General features: G+C 64.6%; 12 protein-coding genes. 6 read left to right on the top strand and 6 right to left on the bottom strand.

Annotated elements, in window-relative coordinates; all coding sequences use genetic code 11:
• Positions 1 to 23: 23 nt before the first annotated feature.
• Positions 24 to 1,136 (bottom strand): ROK family transcriptional regulator, encoded by a 1,113-nt coding sequence (locus tag BMX67_RS04815; protein WP_090732961.1) that lies wholly within the window; start codon positions 1,134 to 1,136, stop codon positions 24 to 26.
• Positions 1,137 to 1,258: 122 nt separating this feature from the next.
• Here BMX67_RS04815 and BMX67_RS04820 point away from each other — a divergent pair, with 122 nt between their 5' ends.
• From BMX67_RS04820 to BMX67_RS04835, 4 genes are all read left to right on the top strand, one after another.
• The gene (locus tag BMX67_RS04820) at positions 1,259 to 2,287 is read left to right on the top strand and encodes a sugar ABC transporter substrate-binding protein (protein WP_090733493.1); all 1,029 of its coding nucleotides are present in this window, start codon (positions 1,259 to 1,261) and stop codon (positions 2,285 to 2,287) included.
• Between the two features lie 107 nt (positions 2,288 to 2,394).
• A complete protein-coding gene (locus tag BMX67_RS04825) occupies positions 2,395 to 3,450 on the top strand; it encodes an ABC transporter permease (protein WP_090732962.1) in 1,056 nt (351 codons plus the stop codon).
• Positions 3,447 to 4,220 (top strand): ATP-binding cassette domain-containing protein, encoded by a 774-nt coding sequence (locus BMX67_RS04830; protein ID WP_175479818.1) that lies wholly within the window; start codon positions 3,447 to 3,449, stop codon positions 4,218 to 4,220. Before BMX67_RS04825 ends, BMX67_RS04830 begins: the two co-directional genes overlap by 4 nt.
• The gene (locus BMX67_RS04835) at positions 4,217 to 4,903 is read left to right on the top strand and encodes an AAA family ATPase (protein WP_090732965.1); all 687 of its coding nucleotides are present in this window, start codon (positions 4,217 to 4,219) and stop codon (positions 4,901 to 4,903) included. Before BMX67_RS04830 ends, BMX67_RS04835 begins: the two co-directional genes overlap by 4 nt.
• Here the strand turns inward: BMX67_RS04835 and BMX67_RS04840 are convergent.
• From BMX67_RS04840 to thrS, 5 genes are all read right to left on the bottom strand, one after another.
• On the bottom strand, positions 4,862 to 6,082 hold the full coding sequence (locus tag BMX67_RS04840) for a multidrug effflux MFS transporter (RefSeq protein WP_245739194.1): 1,221 nt from the start codon (positions 6,080 to 6,082) through the stop codon (positions 4,862 to 4,864). The two genes, BMX67_RS04835 and BMX67_RS04840, sit on opposite strands and share 42 nt — an antisense overlap.
• A gap of 62 nt (positions 6,083 to 6,144) precedes the next feature.
• Entirely contained in the window at positions 6,145 to 6,765 is a 621-nt protein-coding gene (locus BMX67_RS04845) for a DsbA family oxidoreductase (RefSeq protein ID WP_090732967.1), read from the bottom strand.
• On the bottom strand, positions 6,762 to 8,228 hold the full coding sequence (locus BMX67_RS04850) for a class I adenylate-forming enzyme family protein (protein ID WP_090732968.1): 1,467 nt from the start codon (positions 8,226 to 8,228) through the stop codon (positions 6,762 to 6,764). The genes BMX67_RS04845 and BMX67_RS04850 overlap by 4 nt, the downstream gene beginning before the upstream one ends.
• A 93-nt stretch (positions 8,229 to 8,321) precedes the next feature.
• Complete coding sequence (locus tag BMX67_RS04855; protein WP_090732970.1) at positions 8,322 to 8,528, bottom strand: cold-shock protein; 207 nt, start codon at positions 8,526 to 8,528, stop codon at positions 8,322 to 8,324.
• Positions 8,529 to 8,765: 237 nt separating this feature from the next.
• Positions 8,766 to 10,712 (bottom strand): threonine--tRNA ligase, encoded by a 1,947-nt coding sequence (gene thrS / locus BMX67_RS04860; RefSeq protein WP_090732972.1) that lies wholly within the window; start codon positions 10,710 to 10,712, stop codon positions 8,766 to 8,768.
• Between the two features lie 121 nt (positions 10,713 to 10,833).
• Between thrS and BMX67_RS04865 the strand changes: the two genes are divergently transcribed.
• Positions 10,834 to 12,114, top strand: coding sequence for an MFS transporter (locus BMX67_RS04865; protein ID WP_090732973.1), 1,281 nt, complete (start codon positions 10,834 to 10,836; stop codon positions 12,112 to 12,114).
• Positions 12,111 to 12,851, top strand: coding sequence for an alpha/beta hydrolase (locus BMX67_RS04870; RefSeq protein ID WP_090732975.1), 741 nt, complete (start codon positions 12,111 to 12,113; stop codon positions 12,849 to 12,851). Before BMX67_RS04865 ends, BMX67_RS04870 begins: the two co-directional genes overlap by 4 nt.
• The last annotated feature ends 1 nt before the right edge of the window (position 12,852 follow it).

Genomic DNA, 12,852 nt, shown 5'->3' on the forward strand with positions numbered 1-12,852 from the left:
AGGGGCAGGATGGTGCGCGTGACCTAGCCCAGTTGCCCGCCGGGTTGGAAGAAATGCGACAGGGGCAGGGTGGCCGCGCCCAGAACGCGTGCGGTGCGGCCCATGCTGCCCGCGGCGACCTCGGGTCGCTCGATCCCGGCGGCGGGCATCGCGGCGATGGCCCGCCGCGTTTCGTGGATCAACCGTTCCCGCGTGGCATGCGGAACGGCACCGTCCAGCACCAGCAAGGGCAGGTCCACCAGGGCGACCGCCGACATGGCAACGAAAGCCAGCGCCCTGCCAGCCTCTTCCGCCCATTCCTGTTCGATCTGCTCGGGCACGTCCCAGCCCATATCGTCAGGGGGCAGGTCGCGGCCCAGACGGTGTTCCAGCGACGATACCGAGGCCTGATCCAGCAACTGCCCGCCGCTGGGTATCGGCATGGATCCCAGCGCACCCGCGTTGCGTTGTGGGCCCATCCGCAGACGACCGTCCAGCACGATGCCGCCCCCGGCGAAATGCGCGACATAGATATGCAGGAAATCGCGCGGCAGCTTCAGCGTGCCGAACACGAGTTCCGCCCCGCAAGCTGTGGTCGCGTCATTTTCCAGAAAGACCGGAAAGGGCAGGTCGGCGGCCAGATCCCGCTTCAGGTCGCGCCCGTGCCAATCGGCCATGTCCTGACCCCAATCCCACAGCTTGAACGGGGTCGCGATGCCCAGACCGGCGATTCGCGACCGTTGATCGGCGGGCAATGCGGCAAGGAATGTGGCGATTCCATGCCGTGCGAAGGTCAAAATTCGATCCGGTTGAGGAAAGGCGTGAATTTCCTGTCGGTGCAGGCGGACCTGTCCGGTAAAATCCACCAGGGCCAGTTCGACCAGCCGACGGCCCAGTTTCAACCCAAGGAAGAACGCGCCATTCGGGGCCAGCGTCAGCGGGGTTGTCGGCTGGCCGACGCGCCCGCGAACCAGATCGCCTTCTACAAGAAAACCGTTTGCAATCAGTTTCCTGCTGATATTCGTTATGGCCTGTGCCGACAGCCCGGTTGCCTGTGCCAAGGCGGCGCGCGGCAAGGGGCCCTGGCGACGGATCAGCGAAAGGATCTGCCGTTCATTCTGACTGAGCAACTCTGCCGTCAACCGATCTTTCGCCATGTAAACGTTCCTCCTGCTCACATTAATCAATCAAAGTGAGTTATTGACAAGTGAAAACTTCTGAGGCTTCCTTGAGACAAGGCGGGCCGAGGAACCCGCTTGTGGTGGAGGAGATGAATTACATGAAAGCAACGTCCGCAGTCCGTCTGTCATTGGCCGCCTCGGTGCTGGCCCTTGGTGCGGGATTTGCCTCGGCGCAAGAGCCGGTCAAGGCCTGTCTGATCACCAAGACGGATATCAACCCGTTCTTCGTGAAGATGAAGGAGGGCGCGACCGCCAAGGCCGAGGAGCTTGGCGTCGAGCTGATGACCTTTGCCGGCAAGATCGACGGCGATCACGAAACCCAGCAGCAGGCATTCGAAAGCTGCATCGCCGCAGGGGCCAAGGGCATCCTCATCACCGCCTCGGACACCAAGGCCATCGTCGATTCCGTCAAGCAGGCGCAGGAACAGGGCATTCTGGTGATCGCACTGGATACGCCGCTGGACCCGATCGACGCCGCGGATGCGACCTTTGCCACCGACAATTTCGAAGCCGGTCGTCTGATCGGGGCTTGGGCCAAGGCCAAGATGGGCGATGGTGCCGCCGATGCCCGGATCGCCTTCCTTGACCTTTCGGCCAGCGCGCCATCGGTCGATGTGCTGCGCGATCAGGGGTTCATGGACGGTTTCGGCATCGACACCAAGGACGCCGCCGTGATCGGTGACGAGGACGATGCCCGCATCGTCGGCCACGAAGTCACCTCGGGCAATGAAGAGGGGGGGCGTCAAGCGATGGAAGCCCTGATGCAGAAAGACCCCAACATCAATCTTGTCTACACCATCAATGAACCGGCTGCCGCCGGGGCCTATGAGGCGCTGAAATCCTTTGGCAAGGAGAACGATGCGCTGATCGTGTCGGTCGATGGCGGCTGCCCCGGCGTCCAGAACGTCCAGGAAGGCGTGATCGGGGCCACCTCGCAGCAATATCCGCTGAAAATGGCGTCGATGGGCATCGAGGCGATCGCCGCGTTCGCCAAGGATGGCACCAAGCCTGAAACGACCGAAGGCCTGAACTTTACCGATACCGGCGTCAATCTTGTTGCCGGAGAAGCGGTCGAGGGCGTCGACTCGATTAGCGTCGAGGACGGCCTGGACCAATGCTGGGGGTGATCCCCGCCCCCACTTGTTCCCCCTGATCGGCGAACAAGATCGGCGACGCGCGTCCCCCGGCGCGTCGCCACACCCTTTCCAAATTCAACACGAGGACAAAGAGGCCCATGTCGGACGCCCCTGATCCCGTGGTCGAGCGCAATCCCAACGAGTCGGTCGCCAGTTTCGAGCACCACTCGCGCGGGGCATTGGCCCGGCTGCAGCATTTTCTGCATCGCTTTCCCACGATGGTGCCTGTCATCGTGCTGGTGCTGTCGCTGATCGCCTTCGGGCTGATCTCACCCAATTTCTTCTCGGCCTTCAACTTGTCGCTGATCATGCAGCAGGTTGCCGTGGTCGGCACGCTGGCGGCGGCGCAGTCGCTGGTCATCCTGACGGCCGGGATCGATCTGTCCGTCGGCGCGGTGATGGTGATGATTTCGGTCATCATGGGGCAGCTGGCGGTGAATTTCGGTATTCCGGTGCCGATCGCGATCCTGCTGGGCCTGGGCTGCGGGGCGTTGACGGGGGGGCTGAACGGCCTGCTGGTCACGCGATTGAAGCTGCCGCCCTTCATCACCACGCTGGGGACCTGGAACATCTTTCTGGCGCTGAATTACTACCTGTCGGGGCGCGAGACGATCCGCAGCCAGACGCTTGATGCCGAGGCGCCGCTGCTGAAGCTGTTCGGCGAGCGGTTCAATCTGGGCGGTGCGGTTCTGACCTGGGGCGTGGTGCTGATGCTGCTGGTCTTTGCGGTGCTGTGGTATGCGCTGAACAAGACAGCCTGGGGGCGTCGGGTCTATGCCGTGGGTGACGATCCCGAATCCGCGGCGCTGGCGGGGATCCAGACCAAGCGCGTTCTGATGTCGGTCTATATGATCGCAGGCGTGATCTGTGCGCTGGCGGCCTGGTCCTCGATCGGGCGTGTCGGTTCGGTCAGTCCGACGTCGTTCTTTGAATCGAACCTTGAATCCATCACTGCCGTGGTGATCGGCGGGATATCCCTGTTCGGGGGGCGCGGCTCTATTCTGGGGCCGCTGATCGGGGCGCTGATCGTGGGCGTCTTCAATTCGGGTCTGCGCCTGGCCGGTGTGGATGTCCTGTGGCAACTGTTCGCGACCGGCTGGCTGATCATCGTCGCCGTCGCCGTGGACCAATGGATCAGAAAGATTTCGTCATGACCCAGCCGCTTTTGACTGCCCGCAATCTGGTCAAGCGTTATGGCCGTGTCACGGCGCTGGATCACGCGGATTTCGACCTTTACCCCGGTGAGATCCTGGCCGTGATCGGCGATAACGGGGCCGGGAAGTCCAGCCTGATCAAGGCGATTTCCGGTGCCGTTCAGCCCGACGAGGGCGAGATTCGGCTGGACGGCCAGCCCGTCAGCTTTGCCAGCCCGCTTGAGGCACGCAAGGCCGGGATCGAGACGGTCTACCAGACGCTTGCCCTGTCGCCCGCCCTGTCGATATCGGACAATATGTTCATGGGCCGCGAAATCCGCAAACCCGGTGTCATGGGCAAGTGGTTCGGGATGCTGGACAAGCCCGCGATGGACAAGTTCGCCCGCGACAAGCTGACGGAACTAGGACTGATGACGATCCAGAATATCAGCCAGCCCGTCGAAACCTTGTCGGGCGGTCAGCGTCAGGGCGTGGCCGTGGCCCGCGCCGCAGCCTTCGGCAGCCGGGTGATCATTCTGGACGAACCCACCGCAGCGTTGGGGGTGAAGGAAAGCCGTCGCGTGCTGGATCTGATCCTGGACGTCAGATCGCGCGGTATTCCGATCGTGCTGATCAGCCACAACATGCCGCATGTGTTCGAGGTGGCCGACCGCATCCATATCCACCGTCTTGGCAAGCGGCTATGCGTCATCAACCCCAAGGAACACAGCATGTCGGATGCGGTGGCCTATATGACGGGCGCCAAACTGCCCGAGGGCGTCGCGGCATGAGCGTGAGGGAAGGGGGGCGCTGCCCCCCGTCCTGCGGACTCCCCCCGGGGTATTTCGACAAAGAAGAAGGGCAAGCCCTGATCCGGCGGATCGAGGAGCTGCCGGGGGCGCGGGTTCTGGTTGCCGTCGCGGGGGCGCCGGGATCGGGGAAGTCGACGCTGGCCGAGGCTTTGGTGGCGCGTTTGGCTGACGCGGTCGTGGTTCCGATGGACGGGTTTCATCTGGATGACCGGATCCTGGACGGGCGCGGGTTGCGGGCGCGCAAGGGGGCGGTCAACACATTCGATTCGCAGGGTTTCGCCGCGTTGGCGGCGCGTCTGGCCGATGAGGCGCAAGAGGTGTTCTATCCGGTATTCGACCGGTCGCGCGAGATATCCCTGGCGGGCGCGGGCGCGGTTCTGCCGCAGGATCGGATCGTCGTGATCGAGGGGAATTACCTGCTGCTGGACCATGCGCCGTGGAATGCGGTGTCATATGATCTGCGTGTGTTTCTGGACGTTCCGCCGGCAGAGCTGCGGCGGCGTCTGACGGCGCGGTGGGCGGGATTGGGCAAGAGCGACGCCGAGATCGCGGCGCATCTGCAAAACGATCTGGCCAATGCCGAACTGGTCGCGGGCCAGTCGCGCGGGGCGGATGTGGTTCTAGTCGGTCAGGAAGCGCATCATGAACCAGGCGATGGCTGAACAGATCAGCGTGGCCGTGACGACCGGAATGGCCGTGCCGTTATAAAGCAGTCCCACCGGGGCCGCGATGGCCACCGCCAGCACCGTCGAGATCGCCGAAACGATCGACGCGGCCATGCCCGCGATGTGACCGACCCGCTGTAGCGCCAGCGCGTTCAGGTTGCCGAAGGTGACGCCTGCCATGAAGAATACGCTGACACACCAGGCGAAAAAGGCCGGAAAACGCAGGCCCGGAGGCAGCAGATCGGTCGTCAGCAGGATCAGCATCGTCGCGCTGACGCAGCTTTGCATGATATAGGCCCATTTCGCGATCCGCCGCATGCCAAAGCGGGTCACGAAGGTCGCGTTCAGGATCGTCCCCGATCCTGACAGAAGCGCCATGGCGGCGAACCAGATCGGGAAGGCCTCGCCCTTGCCATAGGCTTCGCCGAAAAGTTGCTGGGCCGAGGACAGCAGGCCGAACATCTGCCCGAAGCCAAGCGTCAGGATCAAGGTGCACAGCATGACATGGCGGTTGGTCAGCACTTCGCGCGCGGCCTCGGTCAGGGGGGAAAGGCGCAGCGGGCGGCGGCGTTCGGGCGGCAGGGTTTCGGCCTGGCGCAGGTTCAGCCAGGCGGCGCCGATGCAGGCGAAGGCCAGAAATCCGATGAAAACGCCCTGCCATCCGGCCAGCCAGATCATGCCTGCCCCGATGGAGGGGGCCAGCGCCGGGATGATGATGAAGACCATCATCACGAAGCTGGTGATCCTGGCCATCTCGCGTCCGGCATAGAGGTCGCGGACAAGTGCCAGTCCCGCGATGCGCGGTCCGGCCGCGCCGAGGCCCTGGATGAAGCGGGCGATCAGCAGCATCTCGATCGAGTGGGCGAAAAGGGCGGCGAGCGCGGCGAGGAAATAGATCGCAAAGCCAAGCGTGATCGCGCGCTTGCGGCCGATTGCGTCCGAGATCGGCCCCGCGAACAGCGTGCCCAGCCCCATGCCGCCGACAAAGGCGGTCAGGATCAGTTGCGCGCGGTTGATGTCATCGGGGGTCAGTTCGGCCGCGATCTGCGGCAATGCGGGAAGCATCGCATCGATGGAAAACGCAATGGTGGCGAATAGAAAGGCCAGCATTGCAATGAATTCGGGCATCGGCAGCCGACGCATGGTCGGGGCGCCGTGAAGGGCAGTCTCGGACATCGCGCGATCCTTGAGGCAGGGTTACGCCATGCCCGGATTTTGCAGAAATTGCAAGATATGGTTCATGACGTCGCGGAAAGGTCGTCGATGACCTTCTGCCACAGCACGGCGGGCTGGGCGCCGCTGACGGCATGGGCATCGGCGATGATGAAGGTCGGGACCGCATTGATGCCACGTTCGCGGGCGTGCATTTCGCGGCTGGTGACCTGATCCAGATCGGCGTCGGTTTCCAGCAGACGCGCGATCATATCACGGTCCAGTCCGGCATTGCCGGCGATCTTGACCAGTGTCTGGTGATTGCCGATATCCAGCGCATCGTACCAGAAGGCCCGCAGCAGGCCCGACATCACACGGGTCTGCGCGCCTTCCAGACCCGCCCAATGCATCAGGCGATGGGCGTCCGTGGTATCGGACTGGGTCGGGCTGACATTCAGGTCCAGCCCCAGTTCGGCCGCGCGTTGGGCGACGCCGCGGGCGGCCTCTTCGGCGCGGTCACCGAACTTGGCCTTCAGGTAGTCGACGCGTGGCATCCCGTCGCGCGGCATCTGCGGGTTCAGGCGAAACGGGTGCCAGGTGATCGCGAAAGGATGGTCGGGGCGGCTTTCAAGTGCGCGATCCAGTTCGACCTTGCCGATCAGGCACCACGGGCAGACGGGATCGGCGAAAATGTCCAGGCGGGTCATGGCAGGTCCTTGCGGTAGGTTTCGCGCAGGGCGCGGCGGTTGATCTTGCCGGTCGCGGTGCGGGGCAGGCTGGCAAGCGGGATATAGTCGCGGGGCTGCTTGTATCGGGCCAGCGCGGATTCGGCCAGCGCCCGCAAATCCTGCGCCTCCGCCGTGCCCGTCCAGAAGGCGGCGATGATGCTGCGCCCCTGTCCAAGCGGCAGTTCGGTGACCGCGACCTCGCCCGCGTCGGGGTGGCGGGACAAGGTTTCCTCGACCTCCGGTGGGGCGACCCGATAGCCACCGGCATTCATGATATCGTCGCCGCGCCCCAGCACGGTGATTGCGCCATGTTCGTCGATGCGGGCCATGTCGCCGGTCAGGAACCAGTCGCCGCGGAAACGCGCGGCGGTGTCCTGCGGCTGATCCAGATAGCCAAGAAATAACCCCGGATCGTCGCGGTGAACGGCAAGCGCGCCGGGCATGTCGCAGGCGCAGTGCCGACCGTCATCCGTCAGGATCGCCACGCGGCGGCCCTGTTGGGCAAAGCCTGCGCAGCCTTTGGGTGCGGGGCGCGACGGGCTGCCCGAAATGAAGGTCGATATTTCCGATGCGCCCATCGCCTCGTGCAGATCGGTGCCGGTGCGGGTGGCCCAGTCGCGGCGCAGGGCAGGGTCCAGACGTTCGCCCGCCGCAAGGCCGTGGCGCAGGCTGCGGATCGGCGCCCGGTCGGCGCGCAGCATACGGCGAAAGACACCGGGTGCCCCGGCAAGAATCGTCGCACCATGCCGCCCCGCCAGCAGCGGGATCTGTTCCAGCGTGGTCGCCGCCGACGGGATCAGCGCCGTCGCCCCCAGGGTCCAGGGATCCAGCAGCCCGGTTCCCAGCGTGAAGGTCCAGTTGAACGCGCCCGCATGCATCATCCGATCGCCCGGGCGCAGATCGTACCAGCCCTGGAACATCATCTGCCGGGCCAGGATCGTGCGGTGGGCGTGCATCACGGCACGGGGCTGGCCCGAACTGCCCGAGGTATAGACGATATAGGCCAGCCGGTCGGGATCGCCGTCCTGAAACGGCGCGGCTGGCAGCGTAGCAAAGGCGGCAAGCTGTGTATCCGCGATCACGGGTGCGGGATGGTCCGGCAGGGCGATATCCCGGCCCGCGACGATCATCGCGGGGTCGGTCTGGGACGCGATATGGGTGATTTCCGGGCCGGTCAGCTGCGCGGATGTGGGAATCGGCACGATGCCCGCCACAATCGCCCCCAGATAGGCCACGGGGAATTGCGGCGTATTGCCCAACCGCATCAACAGACGATCGCCCGGGCGCAGGCCTGCCTGCTGCAATCCGGTCGCGGTGCCACGCACCGCGGCGATCAGGCGGGCATAGGACCAGCGTTCGGCACGGGCCAGCCCGACGACCGACAGCGCCAGCTTGTCAGGCGTTCCGGCCCCCGCGCGCAGGACATGTTCGGCAAGGTTCATCGCATCCTCGGGTCGGTGTCGCTGCCAAGGGTATAGGCAAAGAAAAACGGCCCGCGCAAACGGGCCGTTCCTGTCTTTCTTGGGGTGAAGCTATCAGAGCAGCTTCAGATCGGCAGCCGACGCACGACCGTCGCGACCCGACTGCAGTTCATAGGCAATCTTCTGATTGTCCTGCAGTCCGGTCAGCCCGGCGCGTTCCACGGCCGAGATGTGCACGAACACATCCTTGCCGCCTTCATCGGGTGCGATGAAACCAAAACCTTTGGTGGCGTTGAACCATTTAACCGTTCCGGTCGCCATAACCGTATCTCCTTCGATAATTTCCCGCAGCGAGATTGCCACGGGCCGTGCAGCAGCGCTTTCAGTCTTGCCGGCTGCCCGTCGAGGGAGGCGGTGGAAAGTTCTTGTCGCTCACGCGGTTCGGAGGATGAACGAATCGCGCGAAAAAGCAAGCGGGAAAGCAGTCCCGCTTGCAAATATCGTATGAACAAACCCCCTCGCGGCTGGCATCAGGCCAGATCCCGCCGTATTCGACCCCTAGCGCAGGTCCGGGGCAGTCGCCTCATCGGCGAGTTGGGCGATCACCTCGTCCAGAGACAGGGTGCGGCTGCCCTGCTGATCCAGACGCCGCATCGAGACGCTGCGGCTTTCGACCTCTTTCATGCCGATGGCCAGAATCGCCGGAACCTTGGCGACGGAATGCTCGCGGACCTTGTAATTGATCTTTTCGTTCCGGGTATCGGCCTCGGCGCGGATGCCGGCGGCCTGAAGCGCCGAAACGACCTCATGTACGTAATCATCGGCGTCCGAGACGATGGATGCCACCACAACCTGACGCGGGGCCAGCCAGAAGGGCAGCTTACCGGCGCTGTTCTCGATCAGGATGCCGATGAAACGTTCAAAGCTGCCCAGAACCGCGCGATGCAGCATGATCGGGCGGTGCTTGTGCCCGTCCTGGCCGACATATTCGGCGTCCAGACGTTCGGGCAGGTTCGGGTCCACCTGCAGCGTGCCGCATTGCCAGTCGCGGCCGATGGCGTCGGTCAGCACGAATTCCAGCTTGGGCCCGTAGAACGCGCCTTCGCCCGGGAAGATCGTGAAGTCATAGCCCGCGGCCTGGCACGCATTGCCCAGGGCCGCCTCGACCCGGTCCCAGCTTTCGTCGGAGCCGATGCGCTTTTCGGGGCGCGTGGACAGCTTGATCCGCCAGCCCGTGAAGCCCAGATCGGCATAGATGCCGGCCAGGAACTCGATGAATTTCTTCGTCTCGGCCTCGATCTGGTCCTCGGTGCAGAAGATATGCGCGTCGTCCTGCGTGAAGCCGCGCACGCGCATGATGCCGTGCAACGCGCCCGAGGGTTCATAGCGGTTGCAGGACCCGAATTCGGCCATGCGCAGCGGCAGGTCGCGATAGGATTTCAGGCCGTGATTGAAGATCTGCACGTGGCAGGGGCAGTTCATCGGCTTCAGCGCGTTGATCGTTTTGGTCCGCGCGTGATCCTCGTCGACCTCGACGATGAACATGTTCTCCTGATAATTCTCCCAGTGGCCGGATTCCTCCCACAGCTTGCGGCTGACGACCTGCGGGGTGTTCACCTCGACATAGCCGTCGGCGCGCTGCTTGCGGCGCATGTAATCCTGCAGCGTGGTATAGATGTTCCAGCCGTTCGGATGCCAGAAGATCTGGCCCGGCGCCTCTTCCTGCATGTGGAACAGGTCCATCTCGCGGCCCAGCTTGCGGTGGTCGCGCTTGGCGGCCTCTTCCAGCATGTGCAGATGCGCCTTCAGGTCGTCCTTGTTGCGGAAGGCCACGCCATAGATGCGCTGCAGCATCGGGCGCGTCGCATCGCCCAGCCAGTAGGCGCCCGCGATATGGGTCAGCTTGAAGGCATCGGCGGGCAGCTGGCCGGTGTTCTGCAGATGCGGACCGCGGCACAGGTCCTGCCAGTCGCCATGCCAGTACATCCGCAGATCCTCGCCTTCGGGGATGCGGTCGATCAGTTCCACCTTGAACGGCTCGTTCGCGGCCTCGTAATGCGCGACGGCGCGGGCGCGGTCCCAGACCTCGGTGCGGACGGGTTCGCGGGCGTTGATGATCTGTTTCATCTTCGCCTCGATCTGGCCCAGATCCTCGGGGGTGAAGGGCTCGGCCCGGTCGAAATCGTAGAACCAGCCGTGGTCGCGGACCGGCCCGATGGTGACCTTCACATCCGGCCAGATTTCCTGCACGGCGCGGGCCATGACATGGGCGAAATCGTGGCGGATCAGTTCCAGCGCCTGCTCCTCGTCCTTGAGCGTGTGGATCGCGATCGCGCCGCTTGCGGTGATCGGCCAGGCCAGGTCGATATGCTTGCCATCGAGGCTGGCGCTGATCGCGCGCTTGGCCAGGCTGGGGGCGATGCTTTCGGCCACCTGCGCGGCGGTCACGCCTGCGTCGTAGTCGCGCGAATTGCCATCGGGAAAGGTGAGAGAGATCTGGGACATCACGTCCTCCTCGTCGGTTTGGCGCCCACGGAACGCCCGGCTGCGGGTTATGGTTGGGGACCAGATGGACCCCGGCGGAAAAACTGTCAAGATAAACAACACCCAGCATGCGCGAGGCGGAATGGATATCGAGGAAGAACTGTTTGAAAAGCTGGTCGACGATCCGCAACAGGCGGGCGGTCTGGACCCCGATGCCCGCAGGGCCGAACCGGGAAATTTCCTGCGCCATGTCGCCAGCCTTGCGGGATCGAAGCTGGCCGATGGGCTGATCGATCCGAAACTTGTGCTGACCTGGCTGATGACGCATCTGGGGGCGGGGGCTGCCTTGACGGGGCTTCTGGTGCCGGTGCGCGAGGCCGGATCGCTGTTGCCGCAACTGTTCACCGCAGGTGCCATCGGTGCCTTTCCGCGCCGCAAATGGGTCTGGGCGGTCGGGTCGGTGGCGCAGGGGCTGGCCGCGATCGGCATCGGTCTGGTCGCGCTGACCCTGCAAGGCGTCGTCGCGGGTGCGGTGATCGTCGGCCTGCTGGCGGTTCTGGCGCTGGCACGGTCGGCCTGTTCGGCATCCTACAAGGATGTGCTGGGCAAGACGGTCGGCAAGTCGCGGCGCGGCACGGCCACGGGTCTGGCCAGCAGCATCGCCTCGGGTGGGGTGATCCTGTTTGCGGTCGTGCTGCTGTGGGGCGGATTGCCGCGCGAGGTTCTGGTGATCGCCGCGATCATGCTGGCGGGCGCGTTCTGGGTTCTGGGCGGTGCGATCTTTGCCACGCTGCGGGAACAGGCGCAGCCGCGTCAGGGCGTGATGACCGGCGGCCAGGCGTTGTCGCAACTGTCGCTGTTGCGCTCGGATGCGCAACTGGGCCGTTTCGTCGCGGCGCGGGCGGCCCTTGTGGGGACCGCGCTGGCGCCACCCTATCTGTTGCTGATCGGCGCGGGGCAGGACGGCAACGAGAGGCAATTGGGCCTGCTGGTTCTGGCATCTGCGCTGGCGTCGCTGCTGTCGTCCTATGTCTGGGGACGGCTGTCGGACAGATCGGCCCGGCAGGTTCTGATCGGGGCGGGGCTGGCGGGGGGCGTCGCGCTGGCCATCGCGTTGGGTCTGGCATGGATGGGTCTTGCAGGCAGCATCTGGGCGATTCCGGCGGTTCTGTTCGGCCTGATGATCGCGTATCACGGGGTCAGGCAAGGGCGGTCGACCTATCTGGTGGACATGGCCCCCGAAGATCAGCGCGCCAGCTATACGGCGGTGTCGAACCTTGTCGTCGGCCTTGTGTTGCTGGCCGCGGGGGCACTGTCGGCGGGGCTGGCTGCCCTTGGCCCGCTATGGGTGATAGCGGTATTCGCCCTGGCCTCTTTTGCGGGGGCATGGATTGCATATGGATTGGATGAGGTAAGCGCATGACCGAATATCTGGATACGCCGCAGGGTCGGCGCATCGCCTATCGCCGGACCGAAGGCAAAGGCCCCGGCATCGTGTTTCTGGGTGGGTTCAAATCCGACATGCAGGGCACCAAGGCGCTGTATCTGGAAGACTGGGCCCGCCGTCAGGGCCGGGCCTTCCTGCGTTTTGACTATTCCGGTCACGGCGACAGCAGCGGCCTGTTCGAGGAAGGCGCAATCGGTGACTGGTTCGCGGATGCGGCCTCGGTCCTGACGACGCTGACGCAGGGGCCGCAGGTTCTGGTCGGGTCCAGCATGGGTGGATGGATCAGCCTGCTGCTGGCGCGCGCGATGCCGCAGCGGGTCGCCGGACTGGTCACCATCGCGGCGGCGCCCGATTTCACCGAGCAGGGCTTCTGGGCGGGGTTCGACGCGACCGCGCGGGCCGAGTTGCTGGACAAGGGCCGGTTGGAACTGCCAAGCGAATATGGACCCGATCCCTATGTCATCACCCGCCGCCTGATCGAGGATGGCCGCGACCATCTGGTCATGGGGCAGGCGCTGCCGCTGCCCTTCCCGGTGCGGCTGTTGCAAGGTACGGCGGATGAGGATGTGCCGGTGCAATGGGCGCTGGACCTGCTGAACCACGCCACGGGCAAGGACATCCGGCTGACGCTGGTCAAGGATGCCGATCACCGGTTTTCGACGGATGCGTGCCTTGCACTGATATCGGACGCGGTCGGCGAGGTCGTGGCCTGAT

Origin of the sequence: Paracoccus homiensis (assembly GCF_900111675.1) — a bacterium.
GTDB classification, from domain to species: Bacteria; Pseudomonadota; Alphaproteobacteria; order Rhodobacterales; family Rhodobacteraceae; genus Paracoccus; species Paracoccus homiensis.

What these genes read in the sequence shown, in the direction of transcription:
- BMX67_RS04815 (WP_090732961.1), bottom strand. Translation starts at nt 1,136, where the DNA reads ATGGCGAAAGATCGGTTGACGGCAGAGTTGCTCAGTCAGAATGAACGG.
- BMX67_RS04820 (WP_090733493.1), top strand. Translation starts at nt 1,259, where the DNA reads ATGAAAGCAACGTCCGCAGTCCGTCTGTCATTGGCCGCCTCGGTGCTG.
- BMX67_RS04825 (WP_090732962.1), top strand. Translation starts at nt 2,395, where the DNA reads ATGTCGGACGCCCCTGATCCCGTGGTCGAGCGCAATCCCAACGAGTCG.
- BMX67_RS04830 (WP_175479818.1), top strand. Translation starts at nt 3,447, where the DNA reads ATGACCCAGCCGCTTTTGACTGCCCGCAATCTGGTCAAGCGTTATGGC.
- BMX67_RS04835 (WP_090732965.1), top strand. Translation starts at nt 4,217, where the DNA reads ATGAGCGTGAGGGAAGGGGGGCGCTGCCCCCCGTCCTGCGGACTCCCC.
- BMX67_RS04840 (WP_245739194.1), bottom strand. Translation starts at nt 6,082, where the DNA reads ATGTCCGAGACTGCCCTTCACGGCGCCCCGACCATGCGTCGGCTGCCG.
- BMX67_RS04845 (WP_090732967.1), bottom strand. Translation starts at nt 6,765, where the DNA reads ATGACCCGCCTGGACATTTTCGCCGATCCCGTCTGCCCGTGGTGCCTG.
- BMX67_RS04850 (WP_090732968.1), bottom strand. Translation starts at nt 8,228, where the DNA reads ATGAACCTTGCCGAACATGTCCTGCGCGCGGGGGCCGGAACGCCTGAC.
- BMX67_RS04855 (WP_090732970.1), bottom strand. Translation starts at nt 8,528, where the DNA reads ATGGCGACCGGAACGGTTAAATGGTTCAACGCCACCAAAGGTTTTGGT.
- thrS (WP_090732972.1), bottom strand. Translation starts at nt 10,712, where the DNA reads ATGTCCCAGATCTCTCTCACCTTTCCCGATGGCAATTCGCGCGACTAC.
- BMX67_RS04865 (WP_090732973.1), top strand. Translation starts at nt 10,834, where the DNA reads ATGGATATCGAGGAAGAACTGTTTGAAAAGCTGGTCGACGATCCGCAA.
- BMX67_RS04870 (WP_090732975.1), top strand. Translation starts at nt 12,111, where the DNA reads ATGACCGAATATCTGGATACGCCGCAGGGTCGGCGCATCGCCTATCGC.